A 24,608-nucleotide genomic window follows, 5' to 3' on the forward strand; every position below is an offset into this window, starting at 1 on the left:
CGTGAAATATGCATATATTCCTTTAGGGCTTGTGCCTAAAATAGATTCAAAATTAAATGCATGAATAATGCGGGTGATGTCACATTTTATTGAATAATTTGTAAATATTATAAATTCAAATTGAAAATGCTTTCAATTATCAAAATCTAGTAATTTAGAGTTTATTTTTGCTTAACGTACTTCTCTAACCATTGGTCTTGCTCCCACAACAAATGCAGAATACTTTCTTTGGCTTTGTAACCGTGACTTTCTTTGGGCAAAACAACTAATCTCACTGTTGCTCCCAAGCCTTTTAGCGCATTAAAATAACGCTCACTTTGCATAGGGTAAGTTCCAGAGTTGTTGTCTGCTTCTCCGTGAATAAGCAATAATGGCTGGTTCATTTTATCGGCATTCATAAACGGCGACATGGTGTTGTAAACATCTGGCGCCTCCCAGTAATTTCTTTCTTCACTTTGGAATCCGAAAGGCGTTAATGTTCTGTTGTAAGCTCCACTTCGTGCAATTCCTGCTGCAAATAAATCAGAATGCGTAAGTAAGTTGGCCACCATAAAGGCTCCATAAGAGTGTCCTCCAACAGCTACTCTTTCTCTGTCGATATATCCCATTTCGTCTACTGCGTCAATTGCCGCTTTTCCATTCGCAACCAATTGTTTTACATAAGTATCGTTAGGTTCTTCATCGCCTTCTCCAACAATTGGAAATGCAGCATTATCTAAGACAGCATAGCCTTTGGTTACCCAATAAATCATAGAACCATAATAAGGGAAAGTGAATTTATTTGGGTTTTGTGTATTTTGTCCTGCACTTGCAGAATTTTTATATTCTCTTGGATAAGCCCAAATGATTAATGGAACTTTCTCCTTCTTCTCTTTGTCGTATCCTACAGGTAAATATAAAGTTCCAGACAAATCTAAACCATCATCTCGTTTATAGTTGATGACTTCTTTGTGCACATTCTGAATACTTTTAAATGGATTTTCAAAGAATGTAATCTGGTTTAATTTATTTCCTTTCGTTTTTCTGAAAAAGTAATTCGGATATTCAGTAGGTGATTCAATTCGAACCAGCAAACGATTATTTGTCGGATCAAAATCTCTCAAATTTTCCACTTTATCTGTGTATTTTGATTGATAAATGCGCTTTGTTTTTAAGTTGGATAAATTTAATTCATCTAAAAACGGAAATTGACCTTCTTCGGAGTGTCCAGCACCTAAAAGATATGCTTTGTTGTCTTTTAATGCCAAAACACTACGACTCATCTCATTTCTTTTCATTACAAAACTTCCAGGATCGCTGTAGGCGTCTTGGTAACTTCTGTCGTTGATTACCTTTGCTTCTTGGTTATTGTCAGAAGGATTAAAAAGGTATGTTTTTGTATTTCTTGTGTTCCACCAGTAGTCGCTAGCAATTGCAACATTGTCATTTGCCCAACGAATTCCACCCATTCGATTAATTGTCTTTAGCAGGCTTCTTCCTTCTCCATCAAACGGAGCTTCTACTTCAAAAGTTTCATCTCTAAATGGTACTTCATTTTCTGGATCTCCGCCATCTAATGCTTTTGTATAAATCAAGGAGGAAGGCTTGTCATTTCTCCATGAAAAATTTCTTTTTCCTGTTCTCACGGCCATAAATCCTTGTGGTAAATCTTCAATTAATGGAACTTCAAGCACGGTTTTTACTTCTTTTCCTTCTTTCGTATAAATTGTTGTTTTCGATGGGAATCGGTAATACGGTACGAGGTATGAAAATGGTCTTTCAACGGTTTCAATCATTACATAGTTTCCATCTGGAGAAAATGAAACAGTTGTGTAAATATCATCATTCAACCATTTTTTACTGCTTCCGTCAAGATTTACTACGTAAAGTTCTGTGCGGGCCAATTGTTCAAAGTTGTGTTCATCACTTTTGTTACTCAATAAATCTTGATAAGTTCTGTTTTGTGCTTTTTTTCCGTCATTTACAGAAATTGTTGGACCAGAAGGAATCGCAGTTTTAGTATTGATCAATGCTTCTTTTTGCGAAGAAACTTTCTTCACTAGAATTGAATTTCCGTCGGCAAACCAGTTAATTGCATCACCAATATTTGCATTGATGTTGGCATCTGTTAGTTTTCTTACTTTCGCTGATTCAACATCCAAAAACCATAGTTCAACCCCATTTTCTGTAGTATGCGTAAATGCAATTTTTGATTGATCAGGAGACCAACTAAAATTTGTGAGTCGAGGATTTTCAGGCAATCCTTCTACTTGAATCCTTTTGGTATTTTTTGATTTTAGATGTTTAAGTTCTATGTTGTTGAAATAACTTACACGGCTTCCAATGTTTGTTTTTGGGTCAATTCTTAATCCTCCTAAGCGCAATTCTTCTTGAGAAAGCTCCTCAATTGAACCGTAAGCATTTCTAGAAACTAAAATCATGTGATTTTTTGCTTCGTCCATAAACACACTTGGAGCCCGACTTACATCAACTAAATCTAAAATTTCTTGTGATGGTTTTTGATAAGTTAAGCCTTCTTGGGCGTGAACGCTATAAAATGAAAGGACTACCAATAAAAATGAAAATATTCTCATGATGTTGATTTATTAATTTGTGAAATGTTTATTGTGCTTCTAAAGTAACGAATGTTAATTGATAAATGGCTTTTTTTGAATTATAAACTCTCAGTTCCCTTCATCCCTTCAAAAACCGCAATAGCAATTTCCTCCGCATCTTTTATCATGTCTTTGCCTATCCAGGATGTCATTTTGAAACCAATTCCTGCGGCAATGGCTTGACCAACAAATGGAACCCATTTAGAAGCGGTTTTTGTGGCAATTGATGAACCAACGCGCTTGAGTAAAATCATAATGGCTTCTTTTCCGCCATATCGTGAGGTATATTGAAGGATTTTTGAAGCAATAAACTTTGTGGTTTTCTTATCCAAATACTGTAAATTGAATTCCTGATGTTCTTCGTCAAGGCCGTAAATGGTTTTTACTTCTTTCGACATTTTTACCATTAACGCAATGTCTAAACTGATGTCGACTCCAGGTACAGGGTTCAATCCGTTTGCGGCAGCTAGGGCAGAATGACGCATAACAGTTTTCTCGGCAATTTTCTTTTTTTCTTCTAAAATACGCTGACTCGTTATGTTGATATCAGCTATGAATCGTTCTTTTTTAAAGTCATTTAGAGAAAAAAAAATATCTTCAAGCAGCTGACTTAAATCAAATAAATTAGGGTGGTCTGCCGAGGTAAGATAAATTCCATTGACATCAATTGACCCCAAATTTTCCTTAAGGTTGTTAAGAATTGTTTCTTGTGTTTCCTCTGGCGTAATTCCTCTTTTTAAAGCTCTTTCTATCGAGAAGTCAATTTTTGTTCGCACGATAAAAACAGGCATTTCTATTTTAACCAATTCTTTAATTAAGAATAAATCATCTTCAAAAAATCGATCGGCTGTGACTAGAATAACGCAGTCAAAAGACTTGATTTTAAAGGTTTCGATATATTCTTCCTTTGGAAAAGAAGTGGTTGAACATCCAGGAAGATCGTAAAATAAAAGTCCGTTGCTTTCAAAAGGTGTATTAACATCTTGAGTTGTTTCAATTTCACCTACTTCAGCAATTTCTTCTCCAGCAATAGTATTGATCAAAGAAGATTTTCCTGTACCACTTCGGCCAATAATTCCACATTTGATCTTCGCATTTTTATATTGTTCTAAGTCTTCTTCAAACTTTTTTAAAATGTTCGTTTTATCTGAGTTTTTAGGATTCATATCTAAAGATAAGGATGTTAATTGAAACTATTCATTAAGAAAGATAAAATTTATCAGTTTTAAGCTAATTTTCTAATCGCTCATCGTCTTCCTCATTCTTATCTTTGAGGGAGGTTATGTCACTTGGCGCATCCAAATGTTCCAGGTCAATAATGAACTTGTATTTTGTTTGGCGTCTTTTCCATCTTTCGCGCGCATATTTTTGCATATCTGTTACCGTGTCTTTTTCGTCTAAAATTTCCAAACCAAGTAGCGTCTCAATAATGTCTTCCAAAGAAACGATACCATCAACACCACCATATTCATCTACAATTAAAGCGATATGCTCTTGATTTTCTAGCAACTGCTCCCATAAATTTAAAAGAACTGTTTGGTTTGGGATGGTTAAAATTTTATGTTTTAAATCTTTTAATGTAAGCTCCTTTTGACCTTCGGCTAAATTTTCAAAAACCTCTTGACGTAATACGTATCCAGTGATGTTTTCAACATCGTTGTCATAAATAGGGATACGTGAAAACCTTAAAAACTCTTTATTTTCTAAAAACTCTTGAAGCTTGAGATTTTCATCAGCTGAGGCTACAACTACTCTAGGCGTCATTATCTCTCTAACACGCACATTTTTAAGTCGTAATATGTTTTGTAAAATTTTATTTTCTTTATTCGTAAAAAGTCCCTCATCGGCTCCTATACTTGCAAGAGCAGCGATTTCTTCACGGCTTGTTGTATTTTCATTGGCATTCTTAGATAAAAGTTTGGTAACTAGTGCTGACAATATTACAAAGGGATAAGTTAAAAATATGGTAACGCGAATAATAGAATAAACAGGTTTCGTTAATTTCCTCCAATATCGCGCGCCCAAGGTTTTAGGAATAATCTCAGTTACAAACAAAATTAGAAAAGTTAAAACAGCAGAAACTACTCCAAAAGAGGCTTCACCAAAAACCTTTACTGCTTGTGCACCAACTCCTGCAGCTCCTATTGTGTGGGCAATTGTATTAAGTGTTAAAATTGCTGAAAGTGGTTTGTCTATATTGACTTTTAATTTCATGAAAGCACCTGCCCAAGTTTTACCTTCATCTTGTTTTACAATTAAATATGCTTGTGGAATTGAAAGTAAAACCGATTCCATAATTGAACATAAAAAGGAAACAAAAAGCGCAAGAAATAGGTAGATAAATAATGTAATCATTATGTCTGTTTTAATTTTTTTGGTTTTAATTAACTATTGTAAACCGCAATCAAAAATACTAAAAGTTTCAGGAATCAAAATTCAATTCAAGATGCTTTATGTTAAAAAAGACTTGTAAAGTTTCTTAAATAAATTAAATCTTTACGCTTTTTTTGTAGTTTTCATAAAAAAATCAAAATGGGAATTCTGCCAGAGCAATACGATAAATATATTCGTTTCTTTAAATTCATGCTTAAATATTGGAATAGCGACGTGTTTTCCTTTCCGGATGGAGAAATTTTAAGCGCAGAAAAAGAAGAGGCCCTAAAAGAATTCGATCATTCACCAGAAGAACTCACAGAAGATTTGAAGAAAATGGGACCAACTTATGTCAAGTTGGGTCAATTGCTTTCAACACGTCCTGATTTACTTCCTTCACATTTTATGGATGCTTTAGCGACTTTACAAGATGATGTAGATGCGGTTGATTATAAAGTAATAGAGGATGTTTTTAAGGAAGAAATAGGTAAAGAAATTTCTAAAGTTTTTACTTTTTTTGATCCAAAACCGCTTGCAAGTGCGTCAATAGGTCAGGTGCATAAAGCTGTTTTACATTCCGGAGAAACAGTAGCAGTAAAGATTCAACGTCCTGGAATTCGAAAAAGATTTATAGAAGATTTGGATACATTAATGGAGATTTCTGAAAAAGTTGAGGAATTTAGTGAGGTCGCCAGGAGTTATAGTTTTCACAACGTTATAGAAGAGTTGCGGTATATTTTATTAAAAGAATTAGACTATACGTTAGAAGCTCAAAACCTTACGACGTTAAAAAAGAATATGCGAACGTTTAAAAAACTTTATGTTCCTGCTGCATTTCCCGATATCTGTTCGTCTCGTGTTTTAACCATGGAGTATGTTGATGGCGTAAAAATCACTGAAGTTTCTAAACCTAATCACGCTAAAATTGAATTTGAGCCGTTGGTTGATGAGTTGATTAAGAGTTATTTAACACAAATTGTTATTGATGGTTTTGCCCATGCAGATCCTCATCCTGGAAATGTTTATTTTACCAATAATCATAAGATTGCTTTGATGGATTTGGGAATGGTAGTAAAATTCAATGACCAAATGAAGGAAAATATTTTAAAGCTCATGATTGGGTTGAGTAACTATGATGGTGATCGTGTTTCTTCAGTTTTGCTTTCAATGAGCGTTTACGATGAAAAAAGTGTAGATATACAAACGTTTAAAAAAGAGATTAACCGTAAAATTCAAGATAGTAGAAATCAAAAGGCGAAAGATCTGAATACAGGTCGAATATTGATAGATGTCAACCAATTAGCTGCAAAGCAAGGCGTGAAAATTCCTGTTGATTTGAATATTTTAGGAAAAATCCTATTGAATATGGATCAAATTGTGGCTACATTGACACCGGAATATGACATGCAAGAGACTGTAAAATCCTACGCTCATCATTTAATGCAAAAACGAATTAAGTCCTCATTAAATCAAGAGTACCTTATGGAATTATTGATGGAAATGAGAGGTTTAGCTAAGGATCTTCCGTTTCGAATAAATAAGTTTAGTGAGAATTTAGCTGAAAATCGGTTGAAAATAAAAGTGGACGCCATTGATCAAGATCGTTTTACAGATGCCTTTCAAAAAGTGGCCAATCGTATAACCGCAGGAATTATTGTAGCCGCTCTAATTATTGGTGCTGCTATGCTAGTAAATATTCCAAGTGAATGGACTGTTTTTGGTTATCCAACTTTTGCTTTTATCCTTTTCGTTTTTGCCGCTTTGATTGGCTTTTATTTGGTTTACCAAATATTGTTTAAAGACGAAAATAAGTAAGTGAAATTTTAAATGTTTATACAATACTTTACCAGTAAATATATCTAAGCCGTCAATCATGTGGATAAACGGTTAATTGACAAGATCCTTCGCAAATTTCAATTTCCAACCAGTTCAAAAGAAAAATCCCCTCTCAATTGCTTCCCACCCCAAAATCGTCATCCTGATCAAATTTAAAAATTAAGATTTTCAAATTTGGAAGGGTTTTGTCAGGTAAAAGAGAATACTTTTTTCATCTGGTTTATTAAACTACTGTTAAATTTTCTGGTAAGCATTAAGTTTTAAACTGTTTAATGATATTTGAAGTTTTGAAATGATTGACTTTTTCACTAATTATAATTTGATTGATAATGAGATAAGCTGTTTTTATGTAAATATCTCTATCCCACGTTATTCATGTGTTTAATAATTAATAAGCACTTTTCGATATATTTACTTCTTGTTTTGGTTTTATTACAATTTCAAACTTTAAAACGCCTAAAATTTGTTCCTCAAGTGTAAGCACCTCAACCTTCCATTTACCAGGATGTGTGTTTTCTTTATATGTGTATCCTCGATATCCTTTATTTCTTCCTCCTATGATTTCATATTGGATTTCATCTGTTTTGAGCCATTTTTCGTTGTTATTGTCAAATTTAAACCATCGGTGAAGTATTGGTTTGCGAATTTCAGTGGGTGCAAAAATAGTTGTGAATACATAAACGGGGTCGTTCTTTTGTAATGTGATTATTTCGTTGTAGTCACGCCAAAAAGTTGACCAATGATTTTTTTCGTAACTCACCTCGAATCCATTCTTTGTTTTCTGTACATTGTGTGCGACAATTCCCTCTTTTAACGCCAAAGGAACGGGGGGAATTAGATTTGTGAAATAAAAAGTGTTAATGATAAAATATATCACTGCTATTAATGAAAATGTTTTGCTTAGCTTTATCTATTCTCGTGTGCTCGGACTTTTAAAATAGATCCATGTTATTAGTGACAACGTAAGCACTAAACTAATTATTCCTGAAAGTATAAACACCGCAGTATTCATTTCTTTAATGATAACTGGTATCATAAAAGTGAAAAAAGTAAAACTAACAAAAAAGTAAAGTGAAAATTGCAGGTATTTATTGGAGATTTTCTTTTTCAAAAATTCATTGGCGAGCAGTAAGATAACGAGAATGATAAAAAATGAAATTGTTTTGGAAATAGAAACGCTACGTGAGAAATAAATGACGTATGCGCTCGATAAACCTCCAAAGAAAAACTGAATGGCTAACGGCAAATAAATTTGATAACGCTCAAAGAATGTCTCTTTCCATTTTTGATCATCTGCGAGATTATACAAGTATAAAGCGCATGTTAATGCTGTAATATGAAAACTTAAAACTGTTAAGTCATACACACGGTCAATTCGACCTAAAGTGAGCGAATCAAATATAAAGCCACCAACAAAAAATAAGATTAAAACCGTCTTTTCATTGTTTTTAATAAACTTTCTGAACTTACTGTTCTTAAATTGTGTTATGGTTTTATTTGTTCCCACCTGTCATTTAATTTATAGCGTGATGACCATAAGTAATCCAATCATATTTATACTACCAATCAATTGTTTATTTGAAGTGTTAAAGTTTTGGTTTCCATTGGGCTGAAAAAAAGTAAAGTCTTGTTGTAAGGCATAATTCAATCCAATTTGATACGTACGGTTAATTTTATAGGTTAATCCAATGCCTAATTGAGCGCCCATATTCCATCCTGAATAAACATTTTTTATTGTGGAGCTTTCCAGTTGAAATCTGTCTTTCAAAATGTTTTGAGCATAAATCCCAATATTCGGAACAACGCTGAAATGATCCGTTATTGTATAGTCTAATATGATTGATATTGGTAGTTTTAATGTAATTCGTTCATGAAAAAAATAATCTTTAGCCTTAAATCCGTTTCCAGATATTCGATTTATCCCTATTCCTGTTGCTAAACCTAAACGATAGGTGATTCGATATTTTAAAAATAAGTCAGTGTTATTAATATTGACATTGTAATTTGGATCAAGTTTATTGTTTACAGTTCCAAATCCAAAGTTGCCATGAGCAAGAATGTTAAAGTCATACGATTTAATCTGCGCGCTTGTTGGCAATGATACAATGAAAATTAAAATGGCGAATAAGAAACGAAATGGTTTCATTTATTGCGTATAATATTTTACGTGCATTTTTTTAATTTCTTCAACCAAAGGGCCTTCTGCTGGACCTTTAACCATAACATTTTTCATGATTTCTTCTGACGGAATAAATTTAATAGGAGCTGCAGGAACATTTAATTCGCTTAGCCATTTTTCCAGTTGCTCGGCTGAACTTAAATAATTCATTTCCCCAACCTGAGACCAAGCATGAGCACCAGCACACATCGGACAATGTTCTCCTGTAGTGTACATTTTCGCAGCTTTACGTTCTTTTAAACTTAAGTTGTTAATGGCCCATTCTGCTAATTCATATTCAGGATGAGCAAGTACATTTTTCTCATTGACTCTATTTCTTGCTTCTGCAAGTATTTCATCATTTTCGTTCACCAGAATAGAACCAAAAGGTTGGTCTCCAGCTTCGAGTGCTTCTTTTGCCAAGCCTAAACAATGCTTTAAAAATCGTAAATCAGTTTGAGTGAATGATGCTGCTCCTTTTTTGTTACTTTTTGTCATGTTATGTTCTTTTTCTGTCTCCTTAGCCTGATCTGTTTCTTTGTTTGCTTTTTTGTCTGTTTGTTCACAGCTAACAAAAAGCAGTAAGCTAATTCCCAAAATATAAGGTATTATTTTCATCGTTTTCATTTTTACAAAAATATACAAAAAAAAGCGTTTAACTTTTACGTTAAACGCTTTCAAAATTATAAATTCAAACTACTATTTTAAAGTAGCAATAATTTTATCTGCCAATTCAGTTCCGATTCTGGCTTGCGCTTCAGAAGTTGCCGCTCCAATGTGTGGAGTAGGAGCAATTGATGCGTCTTCCAATAAATCTGTTCTTGGAGATGGTTCGTTTACGTATACATCGAGTGCCGCTGCAGCTACTTTTCCGCTTTTTAAAGCATCTAGTAAGTCATCTTCATCAATGACACCACCACGCGCAACATTTACAATTCTCACTCCATCTTTCATTTTGTCAAACTCCGCTTTTCCAATGATGGCTTTACCATCTGGCGTTGCAGGAACATTCATGGTGATAAAGTCAGCTTTTCCAAGTGCTTCGTTTAAATCTGCGGTTGTTTTTATAGTACTTTTCACTTCACCTACGCCTTCGATGGAAATTGGAATTTCTACTTCACGAGCAGTTCTTGTAACTCCTAAAACTTTCATTCCAGCACCTAAGGCATAACTCGCTAAAGATTGACCAATACGGCCGAACCCAACAATTAGTAATGTTTTACCTTTTAGTTCAACACCTTTGCTGTATTTTTTCTTTAATGTTTTAAACTCTTCTTTTCCTTTGTTAGGCATTTCCCTATACGAATCGTACGTTGAACGTGCCAAGGCAAATAAAGAGCCCATTGCTAATTCAGCAACAGATTGAGAAGATGCTGCAGGTGTGTTCTCTACTGTAAGTCCTTTTTCACGCGCATAAGCCACATCGATATTGTCCATTCCAACTCCACCCCGACCAATAAACTTAAGGTTTGGACAAGCGTCAATTAGATCTTTTCTTACCGTGGTTGCCGAACGCACTAAAAGTCCAACATAGTTTTCCTCATTAATTGTATCAATTAATTGATCTTGCTCAACCTTTTCTGTGACTACTGTAAATCCGGCAGCCTCTAATTTTTCTATTCCTTCTGGTGAAACACCATCGTTTGCTAATATTTTCATATCTCTATTTTACAGTGATTTCATGATATTGACTAAAGCTTTTACGCTTTCAACAGATAACGCATTGTACATAGAAGCTCTGTAGCCTCCAACAGATCTGTGACCTTTAAGGCCTACAATATCACCTTCATTCCATAATTTGTCAAACTGCTCCTTTTTATTTTCGTCTGTTAAACGGAAAGTAACATTCATCAACGAACGATCTTCTACCGCTGTAGCACCTTCAAAATTTGGGTTGCTATCAATTTCGTTGTAAAGCAATTCGGCTTTTTCTTTGTTTTTCTTTTCCATTGCATCAACACCACCATTGTTAAGTAGGTGCTTCAAGTTTAAGTTGGAAACAAATACTGAAAATACAGGTGGAGTATTAAACATACTGTCCTTTTTATGTTGAACTTGTAAGTCTAAGTATGTTGGAATATCAACAGTAGATTTACCAAGAATACTTTCTTTAACGATGTATAAAGTAGCTCCTGCTGGACCTAAATTTTTCTGTGCTCCTGCGTAAATAATATCAAATTTAGAGACATCAATTGGCATAGAGAAAATATCAGAAGACATATCACAAACCAATGGAACATCTGTATCAGGAATTGATTTAAACTGTGTTCCTGCAATTGTATTATTTGAGGTGTAATGTAAGAAATCAATATCCGAAGGAATATCATCAACTTTTGGAATATAGCTGAAGTCTTTGTCTTCAGAAGAAGCAACTTCAACAACTTCTAAACCTGCGTTTTTAGCTTCTTTAATCGCTTTAGTTGACCAAGCCCCTGTGTTAATATAACCTGCTTTTTTATGTTTGCCTGCCATGTTCATAGCTGAAATTAAAAAACCTAGACTCGCGCCACCCTGAAGAAAAAGAACAGTGTAACCTTTTGGAATATCTAATGCTTTCTTTACATTTTCACGTGCTTCTTCCATAACTTTTACAAAGTCTGGACTCCTGTGTGATATTTCTAAAATGGATAAACCGTTAAAATCAAGAACTGCTTCTGAGGCCGCTTTGAATACTTCTTGAGGTAATATACATGGACCTGCTCCGAAATTATGTTTCATATCTGTCTTTTTTTACAAAGATGTTAAAAAAATAGCAGTTTTCAGAAGAAATAAGCAATTAATAAAGGCTGTTCAATAGAAGTAGAGTGAGATTTAACTTTATTTAAACGTATAGTCTAAATGAAAAAAATGGTCAGTAAGATCGGATGGAAAATGTTGAATCAAAAATAAATAATGAAAGCTTATTTATTATTTTAGGTCTCGTTCAAAAAATAACTTTAAGAATAAAAAAAGAGTCAATTGTATTGACTCTTTTTAGTATCGATTTCAAAAATTTTATTTCTTATCGTCTGATTTTTTGTCGTCTGTTTTGCTTTTTTTCTCAGCAGTGGTCTTTTTTGTTGTCGTTTCTTTCTTTTCGGTTTTTTTCGTTGTTGCTTTTTTAGCTGCTGGTTTCTTTTCTGCAGTTTTTTTAGCGGTTGTTTTTTTAGCGGTTGTTTTTTTTGTCGTTGTCTTTTTTGCTGTCGTTGCTTTTTTTGCCGTTGTAGTAGACTTTTTATCTGCAGTTTTTTTTGTTGCAGTCGTTTTTTTCGTCTCTTTAGCTTTTTTTTCTGGAATTATTGTAGTTGATTCAGATTTTCTTGGTCTTGACTTACCGTATGAACCTCTAAACCTTTTTCCTTTGGCTGTTTTAACGTCACCTTTTCCCATATTTTATGTATTTGAGTTAGTATGTGAGCTAAATATATGAAAAATATATAGTTTATTGTGATTTACGAGTGGACTTTTAAGCTTCTTTATCTAAAATTCTTCTTTTAAAATCTTTGATTGTTAGATTAGGATTTTTAATGATGCGCTTACACCATTCTATTTTTAATAGCGTTTGTTCTTCTTTACTCAGTTTCCATTCAAAATCTTCTTGATGCTCTAAACGTGTTCTGATGGTGTTGATTGTAAGTGCTGCTGAAACTGAAATATTAAAGCTCTCTGTAAAACCAACCATTGGTATTTTTACAAAGTAGTCGGCTAAGTCAAGGGCCTTTTCAGATAGTCCTGTTTGTTCTGTACCAAATACAAATGCAATAGGCTGATCAATCGGAACATTATTAATTGTATAGGCTTCTGTATGCGGAGTGGTTGCTGCAATTTTATAACCTTTATCCTTTAAAGTTTGAATACATTTTGTGGTTGGGTACAAGTCATCTGAGTAGTGATGATTATCGACCCATTGAGCGGCTCCCATGGCAATGTCTTTGTTGACATTGAATTTATTGTTTTTTTCAATGATATGTAAATTTTGAATACCAAAACAATCACACGTTCGCATTACCGCACTAGCATTATGCTCTTGAAAAAGATTCTCAACGGCAACGGTAACATGGTTGGTTCTTTCGGCAGCTATACGGTCAAACTTCTCCACCTTTTCGGGAGTAATAATTTCGTAAAGGGCTTTTAACAATTTTTCATTCATCGAATCGAGGTCAAAATAAAAAAGGGAGCAAAAGCTCCCTTAGTTTCAATTTAAACTTAGACTAGTTAACAGCAGATGCTAATTCTGATCCAGCTTTAAATTTAACTACATTTTTTGCAGCAATTTGAATTTCCTTACCTGTTTGTGGGTTTCTACCAGTTCTCGCTTTACGATTAGAAATAGAGAACGAACCAAATCCAATTAAAGAAAGACGATCACCGTCTTTTAATGCTCCAGTTGTCGCGTTAATAAATGCATCTAATGCTTTCTTTGCATCAGCTTTTGACAATCCAGCTTCAGAAGCCATTGCTTCCACTAATTCTGCTTTGTTCATAGTTATGGTTTTTGTTTGTTAAAAATTAATACTGTAGCAAATATAGCGGAATATCCAATAATCACAAGTGTTTCGAATAAAAAATGCGATTTTTTGTTGAAAAAACTGTCAAAATGTTGAAAATATTGAGCTGAACCTACCTATTTAATTGACTTTTTTTGAATTTTATGGTGTGAATTTCACAAATAATTAATTTCAAATACAGATGAAGTTATATTTTTTGTCGACCAATTGCCTTAAAGCGAATAGCTATTTTTATAATATATATTGTTGTAAACATTTTACTGACGAGAATCTAATCAATCGATGGGTTGCTGGAGAATTAAATTTGAAATTCTAATTATACATTCCTAATGGTCAAAGTATCATTCTAAAATGAATATATCGTTGAATGTTTTTATAATACAAGTGACCATTCTTCTGGTTTAAAACCAAGTAAGAATGCTGTTGCATCTAGTCTTTTCTTGCCTTCTAGTTGAAGTGTTTTAATGATTAATCTACCTTCAGGATGACTAATGTAAAGCTCTCCGTTCTCTTTCTGTAGCGCTATTTCTTTATAATGTGTTGAGAGCTCAATTTCAGAAGTAAAAACCTTCATTGTTTTAATATCTTCGGTTTTTGTGTTTTTTATTTTTAACCATGCTGTAGGATAGGGAGACATTCCTCTGATAAAGTTATGAATTGTCTCAAGAGACTGTGAGAAATCAATTAGGCAGTCTTTTTTATTAATTTTTGGGGCTTCTTTTAGTTCATGATTTGATTGTGGATAAGTGGTAACTGTTCCCTGTCGAATTTCTTCTATGGTGTCAATAACCGTTTCTGCTCCAACCAACATCATTTTATCGTGCAGAGAGCCAGCGGATTCATTTTTACCAATCGTTATTTTATCTTGTTTGATAATATTTCCCGTATCGATCTTTTCATCTATAAAAAATGTAGTAACTCCAGTTTCTTTTTCTCCATTAATGATTGCCCAGTTAATGGGAGCGGCACCGCGATACTGTGGTAGTAAAGAACCATGTAAATTAAAGGTTTTCATTTTGGGAAGTTCCCAAACTACTTTAGGTAACATTCGAAAGGCAACAACAATAAAGAGATCAGCATTCAATTCTTTTAATCTTAAAATAAAAGATTCATCTTTTAAGTTTGTTGGTTGTAAGACGGGAATTTTATTTTTCACAGCACATGCTTTCACTGCACTTTCTTTCAATTTTCTACCTCTCCCAGCCGGTCGATCTGGTGCAGTTACGACTGCTTTTATGTTATACCCTTCTTTAATAATGCGTTCTAATATAGTCACCGCAAATTCAGGAGTTCCCATAAAAACGATGCTTAAGTCTTCTTTTTCTTTCATTGGTTTTATTGTCATTTTAAAATACGCTTTTTTTAATGTTGCACTGTTCTCGATACACCTCCATTTCATTCCAGCACTCGAACTGACGTGCAAGCTCGATACACCTCCATTTCATTCTGATACTCGAACTGACGTGCTCGTTTTCGTCAGTTCGAGTGATTTTATGTAGTGAAACGGAATAAAATTGTATCGAGAACCGAAAACCCCAATATAATTCTACGCCTTCCTAATAATCAATACTCTTTTTTGCGCCAATTAAATATCGATAAATATAATAAGGAAAATACTCCTAGAGAGATAAAATAGAGATACTCAACAGTCCAAACAGCTTCAATGTTCCATTTCCAAACCTTTATTGTTACATAAGCGTAAGCAATATATAGAATCATACATAAGACTTCAATTAAAAGGGTTACTCTGGTGTTTCCAGACCCATTAATGGTTTGGAAATACGGTGTAGAAAGTCCAAAAAACAAGATAGATCCAAACATTAGCCTTAATATATAAGCACTGTCTTCTATATATGCTGGGTCTGGATTAATAATGGCTATCAATGTTTCAGGGTAGAGTAAAGCACCGTGAAAAATGAGTAAAAGAAATACAATAATTAGGAATTGGATACGGTGGACGATTTTAGGAATAATCTTTTTGTCAGCAATGTCCATATATTGAGCAACATAAGTTTTTGTTGTTGCTGCAAAGCCAAAAATGGGGACAAAAGCTAGAAAATATATTGCTCTGATGTTCTGAGAAACGGTGAGATCATACGTACTCATTTGTTCAATCCAAATAAAGAAAACCGTCCATGTTGCAAGTGCAAAAAATCCTTGAATAACGAGAGGTAGACCTACTTTGAATAATTGTCTAAGACTTTTTAATGTTACTTGGAATTGTTCAAAGATACCATGAGTCTTCAGCTCTTTTGAGTTGAATAATAATATCAACAACACTAAACCTGTTATTCCTTCTGAAATTACAGAAGCCAACGCTGCTCCTTTTACGCCCATTGGTGCCAAATCCCAAAATCCAAATATTAGGAGATAATCTAGAATTATATTTGAAATGGCGAATATTATAGTGCTCACCATTATCACCCAAGTTTTTCCTGTGGCCATGAAAAAACTGTTTAAACTCAGCATTAAAATTCCCATGAAAAAACCATAAGAACGAATAGATAAAAAGTTTATTTGTTCCTGAGCAAGCTCTTTGTTTTTTGAATAATTTATCAAAAAATCATCGGTTCCAATTTGTATCAAAAGAAAGAAAGCTATGGCAAAGGAAAAAATGACAAGCATTGCCGATTGTAGCACTGCATTCAAAGATTTGGGCTCATTTTGACCTATTCTCCGCGCCATTATAATTTGAGAAGCATCTCCTAATCCCGTTAATCCCATAAAAAGAGTAACATAAATTAGTCCTGCATTTCCGCTTGCGTCAAAACTTATAGTGCTGTATCGACTTAGAAAAGCTGCATCCGTAATCATTACGATAGACTGAATGAAAGTCCCTAACATTAAAGGAAATGCAACCTTTAAGATTTGAGGATAGGAATAAGAGAGTCTCATGGGTTTTAAGGGAGAGGGAGGAGTTTAAGGGAGAGGGAGAGATAAAATTAGTTGTGACTATTTAACCAACTTTAAGATACCATTTAGGATTCTTTGTCTGTCTTGATCTGTTAAATTTGAACCACTAGGCAAACAAAGACCGATTTCAAATAAATTTTCAGCGACATCAATACCATAGTAATCACAGTCCTTAAAAATAGGCTGTAAGTGCATAGGTTTCCATAGAGGTCGAGTTTCTATGTTTTCTTTTTCTAATGCTAAACGTAAGTCTTCACGTGTAAAACCTGCTTTTTCTGGGTGTATTAACACCGTCGAAAGCCAACGGTTACTGAAAACTCCTTCAGGTTCATCGACAAATTCAAATCCTGGTAGGTGACCTAAACTTTCTTTATAAAAATCATAGTTTTTTCTTCTTGCTTGGACATGACTATCTAAAACCATCATTTGTCCACGACCAATACCAGCAGTAATATTAGACATGCGGTAATTGTAACCAACTTCGCTGTGTTGATAGTGTGGAGCTTGATCTCTTGACTGAGTTGCAAAAAATACTGCGCGTTGTTTCTCTTTTTCAGTATTACAAACTAACGCACCACCGCCTGAAGTTGTGATAATTTTATTTCCATTAAAAGATAAAATGCCGTACTTTCCAAGCGTACCACAGTTTTGGCCTTTAAAGTTACTTCCTAATGCTTCAGCAGCGTCTTCAATAACAGGAATATCGTATTTCTTTGCGATAGCATTTATTTCATCTGCTAAATAAGGCATTCCGTACAAATGAACTCCAATAATTGCTTTGGGTTTAACGCCATGTTTTTTTATTGTTCCTTCAATAGCATCAATTAAATCAGTTGGACAAATGTTCCATGTTCTTGTTTCACTGTCTACAAAAACAGGATGTGCTCCTTGATACATGATTGGATTTGCTGAAGCTGAAAACGTCATAGACTGACAAATTACAAAATCACCTTGTTTTACACCAAGCATAATCAAAGCAAGATGAATAGCAGCTGTTCCAGCAGATAGAGCAGCAACGTGTTTATCCTCTTTGATGTAGTCTTTTAAATCTTCTTCAAAACCATTCACGTTTGGACCTAATGGAGCCACCCAGTTTTCGTCGAAGGCTTGTTGAATGAATTTTTGCTCATGGCCTCCCATGTGAGGTGAAGAGAGCCATATTTTCGAGTTCATACTTTTCTAACTTAATTATTGTTCTAATTCTTTATTTATAGATAAATCAAAAAATGCACTCACGCAGTGCATATACTTCTTTTTATCATTTATTTTCATCAACTCCACCGATTGTAGACTTAATTATCTTACCAGGATTTCCAACTACCGTTGCGCCGTCCGGAACATCTCTAATGATTACAGCTCCAGCACCAATTGTGCACCATTTACCAACTTTAATTCCTTGAATTATATTTGCGCCAATACCAATATGAGTTCCTTCTCCAATCTTTACATTCCCAGCTATTCCTACGTTAGGAGAAATATGGACGAATTCTTCAATTTTACAATCATGATCAATGGAAGCATTCGTATTGATTATACAATGCTTACCAATTTTCGATTCTGAATTAATACTTACTCCTGCCATAACTACAGAGCCTATATCTATGTTTACACTACTTGAGAGTGAAGATTTGGGGTGTATTAACTTGGTGTACTCTTTTAAACCAAACTGCTCAACTATTTTTTTTCTAATTGTATTGTTTCCTATTGATATTATCCAATACTTATCTTTTGCTTTAAACTTATTGTGTATCTGAATATTCAAGAGTGACTTTAAATCTGCATTATCATCAACTAAGCCAGTAACTTTCCAATTTGTACTTTCGGCAATTTCAATTAAAACTTTAGCATGACCACTAGCACCAAATAAATATAATTCTTTCATTTATTTCCTTTAAAAACTTCCATCGTAGCTTGTCCGTCTTGAGAAATTCCTTCTCTAACAAACACTTTTTTCAATGTCAAAAGTATAATTTTTAAGTCTAACCAAAAAGACAAGTGATTTATATAATAAACGTCATATTCAAATTTCTTTTGCCAAGATATAGCATTACGACCATTTATCTGTGCCCATCCTGTAATTCCTGGTTTTATTTCATGTCTGCGTTTTTGTTCTTCATTGTACAAAGGTAAATACTCCACTAGTAGGGGACGAGGGCCTATTAAACTCATGTCTCCTTTTATTACGTTAAGTAATTGAGGAATTTCATCCAAACTTGTTTTCCTTATGAACGAACCTGTTTTTGTTAACCGTAAATAATCAGGAAGAAGATTTCCCTGCTTGTCTTTTTTATCATTCATCGTTTTAAACTTGATGACCTTAAAAATACGTTCATTTTTACCTGGACGTTTCTGAAAGAAAAACGGTTTACCATTATTAGCGAAAATCAGTAGTAGGGTAATGATTAGAAATATAGGAGATAAAATTAAAAATCCAATAAAGGCAGCGAAGAAGTCGAAAAGGGGTTTTAAGATGGATTTATACATGTTTTTCAATTGTATCAGCGAACTGTTTGCAAAGTAAGCCTTTGTCATATTTATTTTTAGCCAGATTTCTTGCATTCTCACCCATTTGTTTAATAAGGGCAGTGTCATTTTGTAACAATCGGATTTTATTTACTAATTCTTTAGGTCGGTTAGGGTCAACATAAAATCCACAATTGTTTTTTTCTACAATCTCTTTTGTCCATCCAGAAGAGTTAACAATGATTGGTTTTCCAGCGGATAAAGAATCAAATAATTTATTTGGAGAGTTCGTATATAAGATTGGAAGGTCTAAAAAACTGACCATGGATACATCACAGAGGTTTACAATTTCAGAAGTTTCCTGCATAGGGAACTTTCCTAAAAACTTAACATTTGATAATCCTAAATCTTTACATTTATTTATAAGTTGTTCTTTTATAGCACCTCCACCAACAAATATAAACTCCACTGTTTTATCACTATTTAATAACTTTGCAGATTCAATAATGGTATGAACTCCATTGGCTAATCCTATTGCACCAAAGTGAATGATTTTAAAACTCTCTTGTTTCAAGCCTAGTGATTTCTCTAATTCTAGATTCTTATCCCTCGGCCAAAACTCATCAATTTTCGACATATTTGGAATCATCGTAGTTTTTTCTTTAGGAACATATTTTAGAACTCCTTCTAACATTCCAGGTGATAAGGCAATTATATGTTTCGCGTTTTTATAGATTGATTTTTCAAACCTTCGCATTATTCTAATTAGTAGCTTGTTTCGAATTGCCCCCATTTGTATAGGAACTTCAGGCCATAAATCTCTAACCTCAAAAACATACGGTATTCCCTTAAACCATTTTAATATAAGTGCGGGTACTCCAACCGTTAGTGGTGTTGAAGTGGCGATGACTAAATCTATATCCTTTTGTTTCATAGCCAATCTACTGGCTTTAAACATAAAACTTAGAAAGGCTTTTAATCGCTGACGAATACTCATCGATTGTTGATAATCCTCTTTAATGTATATCACATTAATTCCATCAATTTTTTTTCTTTCTATTTTTTTTGAAATATCAATAGAACTTGTAATCATGGTAACCTCATGGCCTCGATTAATTAGCTCTTTTGCTAGCCAGTACGACCTAGTTCCTCCAGACTCTGAAGGTGTAACGAAATATTGATGGATGTATAGTAGATTCACTTTAATCTTATTTTGATTCTAAAGGTATTACTTCTCTAGAATGTTTTGATAGATGTCTGTATATTTTTTAGCAATTTTAGACCAGTCCAGTTGGCCTACAACTTGTTGTGGATTAAAATTAAACTTATTATAATTTTCAATGATTTTCAACAATCCATCAGCAATTGATTCGACAGACTTTGGGTTTACAGCTACTCCAATGTTTTCTTTAAAAACACCGTCTATTCCTTCGTTTCTAGTGTATAACACAGGGATGCCCTGAGAAAGTGCTTCGGCATATACTAAACCAAACGTTTCTTGAATTGAGGGCATAACAAAAATATCAGTTTGTTTAAACAGTTTACTTAATGCTGTTTTACTGTAGATTTTACCAAGAAAAGTAATATTCGTTTTGTTGGAAACTTGAGATAATATTTTTTTTTCTTGGTGTCCACCTCCACCGACAAGTGTTAGTGTGCATTTAATACCCAAATCATTAACTTTTTCAATTGATTTAATTAATCGCAATACATTCTTTGTTTTCGAAAAGACACCGATATAAAGCAAGTTGACAGGTAAGTTAATTATCATTCTGCGTGGTTTAACGTTTTTCAACCAATAATTATCTAAACCATTCAAAATAACAATCGTCTTTTCTGCTAAGCACGCTCCCTGTTGTTTTACTTTATTAATTTCAAGAAATCGTTCTCTATACCGTGGGGTGATGAAGATGATTTTTGTTGCTTTACTTAATATCTCAAGCCCTTGCTTTTTTAAGTGAGGTAATTTCCAGAATTGATTTAAATCTGAACCTCTTACAGCAATTATGTAAGGAATGTTAAACTCTTTATTTAATTTCAGTGCAACAGCTCCATCGCTGAACCAAGTGTGAGCGTGAATGCAACTAACTTTATTGAACTCTACTTTGGTTTTAATGTCTTTATCAATCTTATTTATTTTAATGTTAAATAAAACACGATCAATGTGCATATTTAAAACATTACTATAAATAATCTTTGATTCTTTTTCTTTTAGTTCAATACTATTTTTACCAATGCTCTTACTACTTTTTATTGGGGTATAAATTATTTGTTTAACTCCACTTTGATCGAGATTTGAAATCAAATTTTTGTAAACAGAAGAGCCAGCATAATCGTTTGTAATGTGGAGAATCATGAATAGTTTTTATTTAACTCTTAGTTGTTGGAAGATATCTACTGTATAGTATATATCTAATAAAGAATTGTTTATTGTTTTGTAGTTATGACTTTATAGTCAATCTTGATCAAAGAAAAACTGATATATTAGATGTGAGTCTTCTGAAGCTACAGCAATTGAAGATAAAAAAACACCAATAAATAAAACGATTAAAATTAAAAATAATACTTGATTTTGTGGTGTTTTGTTTTTTATTAAATAATAGGCAAAATAGGCATACATTATTGTTTCAAAAATATAGAAATACCTAAAGGGCCTTGTTACCGAAATATAACCTATAGGAAACATATAGGAAGTTATTAAACCTATAAAAAAGAGAAAATAAATGATGGTGAATTTGTTGGTATCGTAAAAGTCTTTCAGTTTTTGACTATAAAATATGATAATGATATTGATGATTATTTTCGAATAATAAACTAAATTAGTTCCCTCACTTTCAATATAACTGTTTTTAAGACCTTCTATCCCATACGTTTTGCCATAAGCTTTTCCACCTCCTAATAATGTTTTATAAACATCTAATAAAATTTCGGTTTTAGGTAATAAAAACAGAAAGTAACTTTGAATTAGAAATGCTACTCCGAGCAATAAAAGTTGTAGCTTTATACTTTTAAAATAGTCTTTTGAATTGCGTAAAATGGGGTAAAGAATGATGAGAATAGCCGCACTATAGTGAAACATACTGCTTGCAATACACAATGCCAAATAGGTCCAAAAGCGTTTTTCTGCTATATAACGAACAGCAACTAACCATACGCACAGTGCTAATGCTTGTCTTATTCCATTCATCCAAAAAACCCATTCATAGTTAGTGAACAGAAAAAATACTAAAAAGGAAATAGGTACTTCTCATTTTTGAAAGCATAGAAAAAGAGAAATACTTGAATAAATGCAAGAAAAGAAAAGTAGTAGACATAATGAAGGTTGAGTCCCTGAAAAAAATGGGTTATTATATCAAATAATGGTTCGCCTTTAGATACATCTACTCTCTGCTTGTAAGCATTTAGATAATCCAAATGATCTACTCCTACATCGTAACGCATTCCAAAAACGATGGCAAATAGAATTAATGGCAGAATGATGTAAATTTTCCAAAATGACTTATTCTCTTCCTCAGCTGATACTATTTTAGAATAGCTATGTCTCTGTTGAGTTACCATAGAAAATAACATCATTACAGCAAATAGTGAAGAATAAACCAATAAGCTCTGAAGCATTAGCTGTGTTGTTTAAGTTTTTCTCTAAATAATTGCTTTAACAAAACAGAAACTGCAAAAAGAGGTAAAGAAAAATTGAGGAGTTTAACTTTGGATTTACTCATTTGAATATCTAAAGTTTCAATTTTAACGGGTACTAGATTTTTTAAATTCCTCATTATTTTGAAAAAATATTTAAAAGAGAAGCAATAATAAAAATTATAAAATAAAGTAGATACAACACCGTATATTCTGTAATCTAAAATGGCAAGTTGACTTTTTGAGAGTTGTGGATGTTTTTCTATGTAATTTTTAATAAAAGTAATGCTGTCTGTCATTTTTAAAACCTTTTCCGGGGTCCAGCTTCTTGACGCACTTCCTTCGCGTTCATTGATTATGTAAAATATTTGATCAATGAAAACAATGTATTGACTGTATAAATGAACTAAGGTTATAAAAATACTGTCTTCACCAATTTTTAAGTCATGTGGAAATTCAATTCTGTTTTCTTTTAAGAAATGCGTGTTAAAAAGGCATCCGCAGACAGAACCTCTTAAATAAGACTTTTGGGTTATCAATTCATAACCAGAAAAGGATTTATCTAAAAAAGAAGAGTCAAAACCATAGTCTTCCTTTTTTAATTTATCTTCTTTTTCTACAAATGATCGAGCAATAATCAGCTCCAAACTTTGATTATCTGTAGCTTTCATTAAGGTGGATAAAGAGTTGGGGTAAATGGTGTCGTCTCCATCAATAAAAGAAACCCAAGTTCCTTTTGCTTTTTTTAAACCCAAATTTCTGGCTGCACTTACACCTTTGTTTTCTTGATGAAATACTTGTATGCGTTGGTCTTTTATTGCATAACCATCAATGACTTTTCCCGAGTGATCTGTGCTGCCGTCATTAATTAACAACAACTCATAGTTTTTAAAATCTTGGTTTAGAATAGAATCTATACACCTAGAAATATCTTTTTCTAAATTGAAAATAGGGACGATTATTGTCAATTCAGGATTAGTCATTTAATGCCGACGTTAAGAAATCAAATGATTTTTCTTTTTCTTGGTTTAAAATTGTATTCACCCTTTCAAAATCTATTTCTTCATCCAATAAACTTAGGTTGATTTTATCCTCTTGGTTGATCGCTCTATTTTCAAGATCAAAAGTTTTCAGCAAGGAGTAAAATCGTGAAGCCCCTCTAGTTTTATTAACTATAGCTATGAATGGTTTGTTAAAAAGAATGGAAAAAGCAGTGCCATGAAAAGAATCTGTAATGATAAACTCAGCATCCATAAAAGCTTTTAGCCATTGTTCGATTTTTGGGAAAATACATTTGTTAATATCAAAATCATCTTTGTATTCCATTTTGAAATTTTGTTCGGGCAACACTTCAAAGTCTTTTAACTCTAATTTTTTTCCGATCTCATTAATGATTTGATTTTTATCTTTGTTTCGGTCGAGAACATAACAAAAGAGCGATCCTTCATTTTTTTGAGTTTTTTCTTTTTCAACCAATGAAATAAATTTTTCTTTTGTTAACAACATCGTCGGATCAACTAAATGCTGAGCTTCTACGTTTAGATAATTTTTGCAGAGTCCCACTCCTGCATCTTCACGTACAGAAATAGCATCAAATAATTGGGCCAATTTTTGAAATCGCTTTGTCTCCTCTCCATTAAACTCCCATTCCGAAACACCAAAGGAAGCAGAGTAAGCTATCTTCTTTACTTGATTGTTATTTTTTAAAAATGCTAAAAACTCGTCGTTGTTACCATGTGCATCATTTCGTCTCCACACCTGATCACTTCCTACAATATACGCATCAAAATCGTATTTTTTATGAATTTTTTTATTTCAGTATCTGTAAAGATTGAACTTGTTGTTTGGATATATTTTTTGACAAATCCTCGTGTATGCTTATTAATTATGTCGCTTTCTTTTTGGTTTTGCCAACTGCGTAGTTTTACTTTTTTACCAGTTAGTTTTAATAATGCTCTTTTTCCGACAGAGAGGATTTTGATTATTAATTTTGTTTTGGGAAGTCTATCGATGGTGTACACTTCATGCCCCATTTCTTCTAATACCTGTTGTAGGGCATAGTTCTGTAGAATGCCGCCATAATTGTAAATAATGGGATGGGTGATAATTCCTATTTTCATAATGTGATAAGCTTTATATTCGTTTTATAAA

General features: G+C 33.2%; 25 protein-coding genes. 1 reads left to right on the forward strand and 24 read right to left on the reverse strand.

All coding sequences use genetic code 11. The features are described from left to right. Nucleotides 1-161: 161 nt before the first annotated feature. The 3 genes from CW751_RS10525 to CW751_RS10535 form a co-directional block, all read right to left on the reverse strand. Entirely contained in the window at nucleotides 162-2,573 is a 2,412-nt protein-coding gene (locus CW751_RS10525) for an alpha/beta hydrolase family protein (protein WP_205677819.1), read from the reverse strand. A gap of 80 nt (nucleotides 2,574-2,653) precedes the next feature. Further along, nucleotides 2,654-3,760, reverse strand: coding sequence for a GTPase (locus CW751_RS10530; RefSeq protein ID WP_101334974.1), 1,107 nt, complete (start codon nucleotides 3,758-3,760; stop codon nucleotides 2,654-2,656). Nucleotides 3,761-3,824: 64 nt separating this feature from the next. Then, nucleotides 3,825-4,949 carry a CNNM domain-containing protein gene (locus CW751_RS10535; RefSeq protein WP_101334975.1) on the reverse strand — a complete coding sequence of 375 codons (1,125 nt, stop codon included), beginning with the start codon at nucleotides 4,947-4,949 and terminating at the stop codon, nucleotides 3,825-3,827. 177 nt (nucleotides 4,950-5,126) lie between these two features. Between CW751_RS10535 and CW751_RS10540 the strand changes: the two genes are divergently transcribed. After that, entirely contained in the window at nucleotides 5,127-6,782 is a 1,656-nt protein-coding gene (locus tag CW751_RS10540) for an ABC1 kinase family protein (protein ID WP_101334977.1), read from the forward strand. Between the two features lie 409 nt (nucleotides 6,783-7,191). On the opposite strand, the gene CW751_RS15920 is transcribed toward CW751_RS10540, so the two are convergent. From CW751_RS15920 to CW751_RS10640, 21 genes are all read right to left on the reverse strand, one after another. Continuing rightward, nucleotides 7,192-7,623 (reverse strand): DUF2914 domain-containing protein, encoded by a 432-nt coding sequence (locus tag CW751_RS15920; RefSeq protein ID WP_317045812.1) that lies wholly within the window; start codon nucleotides 7,621-7,623, stop codon nucleotides 7,192-7,194. A gap of 90 nt (nucleotides 7,624-7,713) precedes the next feature. Next, nucleotides 7,714-8,310 (reverse strand): hypothetical protein, encoded by a 597-nt coding sequence (locus CW751_RS15925; RefSeq protein WP_317045813.1) that lies wholly within the window; start codon nucleotides 8,308-8,310, stop codon nucleotides 7,714-7,716. A gap of 12 nt (nucleotides 8,311-8,322) precedes the next feature. Then, a complete protein-coding gene (locus tag CW751_RS10550; RefSeq protein WP_101334979.1) occupies nucleotides 8,323-8,949 on the reverse strand; it encodes a hypothetical protein in 627 nt (208 codons plus the stop codon). Further along, complete coding sequence (locus CW751_RS10555) at nucleotides 8,950-9,579, reverse strand: nucleoside deaminase (RefSeq protein WP_205677820.1); 630 nt, start codon at nucleotides 9,577-9,579, stop codon at nucleotides 8,950-8,952. Between the two features lie 81 nt (nucleotides 9,580-9,660). Then, nucleotides 9,661-10,620, reverse strand: coding sequence for a D-2-hydroxyacid dehydrogenase (locus CW751_RS10560; protein WP_101334981.1), 960 nt, complete (start codon nucleotides 10,618-10,620; stop codon nucleotides 9,661-9,663). 9 nt (nucleotides 10,621-10,629) lie between these two features. Next, nucleotides 10,630-11,679: a 3-phosphoserine/phosphohydroxythreonine transaminase gene (serC, locus tag CW751_RS10565; RefSeq protein WP_101334983.1), complete on the reverse strand. Its 1,050-nt coding sequence runs from the start codon at nucleotides 11,677-11,679 to the stop codon at nucleotides 10,630-10,632. A gap of 276 nt (nucleotides 11,680-11,955) precedes the next feature. Next, on the reverse strand, nucleotides 11,956-12,330 hold the full coding sequence (locus CW751_RS10570) for a 30S ribosomal protein THX (RefSeq protein ID WP_101334985.1): 375 nt from the start codon (nucleotides 12,328-12,330) through the stop codon (nucleotides 11,956-11,958). 76 nt (nucleotides 12,331-12,406) lie between these two features. Then, nucleotides 12,407-13,090 (reverse strand): TrmH family RNA methyltransferase, encoded by a 684-nt coding sequence (locus tag CW751_RS10575; protein WP_101334986.1) that lies wholly within the window; start codon nucleotides 13,088-13,090, stop codon nucleotides 12,407-12,409. Between the two features lie 61 nt (nucleotides 13,091-13,151). Further along, nucleotides 13,152-13,424, reverse strand: a complete 273-nt coding sequence (locus tag CW751_RS10580; RefSeq protein ID WP_101334988.1) for an HU family DNA-binding protein — start codon at nucleotides 13,422-13,424, stop codon at nucleotides 13,152-13,154. Between the two features lie 397 nt (nucleotides 13,425-13,821). Beyond that, on the reverse strand, nucleotides 13,822-14,778 hold the full coding sequence (fmt, locus tag CW751_RS10585; RefSeq protein WP_101335064.1) for a methionyl-tRNA formyltransferase: 957 nt from the start codon (nucleotides 14,776-14,778) through the stop codon (nucleotides 13,822-13,824). Nucleotides 14,779-15,011: 233 nt separating this feature from the next. Beyond that, on the reverse strand, nucleotides 15,012-16,343 hold the full coding sequence (locus CW751_RS10590; RefSeq protein WP_101334989.1) for an MATE family efflux transporter: 1,332 nt from the start codon (nucleotides 16,341-16,343) through the stop codon (nucleotides 15,012-15,014). 57 nt (nucleotides 16,344-16,400) lie between these two features. After that, a complete protein-coding gene (locus tag CW751_RS10595) occupies nucleotides 16,401-17,534 on the reverse strand; it encodes a DegT/DnrJ/EryC1/StrS family aminotransferase (protein WP_101334990.1) in 1,134 nt (377 codons plus the stop codon). Between the two features lie 85 nt (nucleotides 17,535-17,619). Next, nucleotides 17,620-18,243: an acetyltransferase gene (locus tag CW751_RS10600; RefSeq protein ID WP_101334992.1), complete on the reverse strand. Its 624-nt coding sequence runs from the start codon at nucleotides 18,241-18,243 to the stop codon at nucleotides 17,620-17,622. Then, nucleotides 18,240-18,845, reverse strand: coding sequence for a sugar transferase (locus tag CW751_RS10605; RefSeq protein ID WP_101334994.1), 606 nt, complete (start codon nucleotides 18,843-18,845; stop codon nucleotides 18,240-18,242). The genes CW751_RS10600 and CW751_RS10605 overlap by 4 nt, the downstream gene beginning before the upstream one ends. Continuing rightward, nucleotides 18,838-20,025, reverse strand: a complete 1,188-nt coding sequence (locus tag CW751_RS10610; RefSeq protein WP_101334996.1) for a glycosyltransferase family 4 protein — start codon at nucleotides 20,023-20,025, stop codon at nucleotides 18,838-18,840. Before CW751_RS10610 ends, CW751_RS10605 begins: the two co-directional genes overlap by 8 nt. Nucleotides 20,026-20,052: 27 nt before the next feature. Further along, nucleotides 20,053-21,180, reverse strand: coding sequence for a glycosyltransferase family 4 protein (locus CW751_RS10615; protein ID WP_101334997.1), 1,128 nt, complete (start codon nucleotides 21,178-21,180; stop codon nucleotides 20,053-20,055). A 99-nt stretch (nucleotides 21,181-21,279) separates the two neighbouring features. Then, nucleotides 21,280-22,011 carry an EpsG family protein gene (locus CW751_RS10620; RefSeq protein WP_262484527.1) on the reverse strand — a complete coding sequence of 244 codons (732 nt, stop codon included), beginning with the start codon at nucleotides 22,009-22,011 and terminating at the stop codon, nucleotides 21,280-21,282. A 38-nt stretch (nucleotides 22,012-22,049) separates the two neighbouring features. Then, nucleotides 22,050-22,439 (reverse strand): EpsG family protein, encoded by a 390-nt coding sequence (locus tag CW751_RS15855; RefSeq protein ID WP_101334999.1) that lies wholly within the window; start codon nucleotides 22,437-22,439, stop codon nucleotides 22,050-22,052. Beyond that, complete coding sequence (locus tag CW751_RS10630; protein ID WP_101335000.1) at nucleotides 22,439-23,440, reverse strand: glycosyltransferase; 1,002 nt, start codon at nucleotides 23,438-23,440, stop codon at nucleotides 22,439-22,441. Before CW751_RS10630 ends, CW751_RS15855 begins: the two co-directional genes overlap by 1 nt. Beyond that, a complete protein-coding gene (locus CW751_RS10635; RefSeq protein WP_165779284.1) occupies nucleotides 23,433-24,215 on the reverse strand; it encodes a polysaccharide pyruvyl transferase family protein in 783 nt (260 codons plus the stop codon). The genes CW751_RS10630 and CW751_RS10635 overlap by 8 nt, the downstream gene beginning before the upstream one ends. A gap of 11 nt (nucleotides 24,216-24,226) precedes the next feature. Next, nucleotides 24,227-24,577 carry a glycosyltransferase family protein gene (locus CW751_RS10640; protein ID WP_101335004.1) on the reverse strand — a complete coding sequence of 117 codons (351 nt, stop codon included), beginning with the start codon at nucleotides 24,575-24,577 and terminating at the stop codon, nucleotides 24,227-24,229. Nucleotides 24,578-24,608 lie beyond the last annotated feature (31 nt).

The organism is Brumimicrobium salinarum (assembly GCF_002844555.1).
Taxonomy (GTDB): domain Bacteria; phylum Bacteroidota; class Bacteroidia; order Flavobacteriales_D; family Crocinitomicaceae; genus Brumimicrobium; species Brumimicrobium salinarum.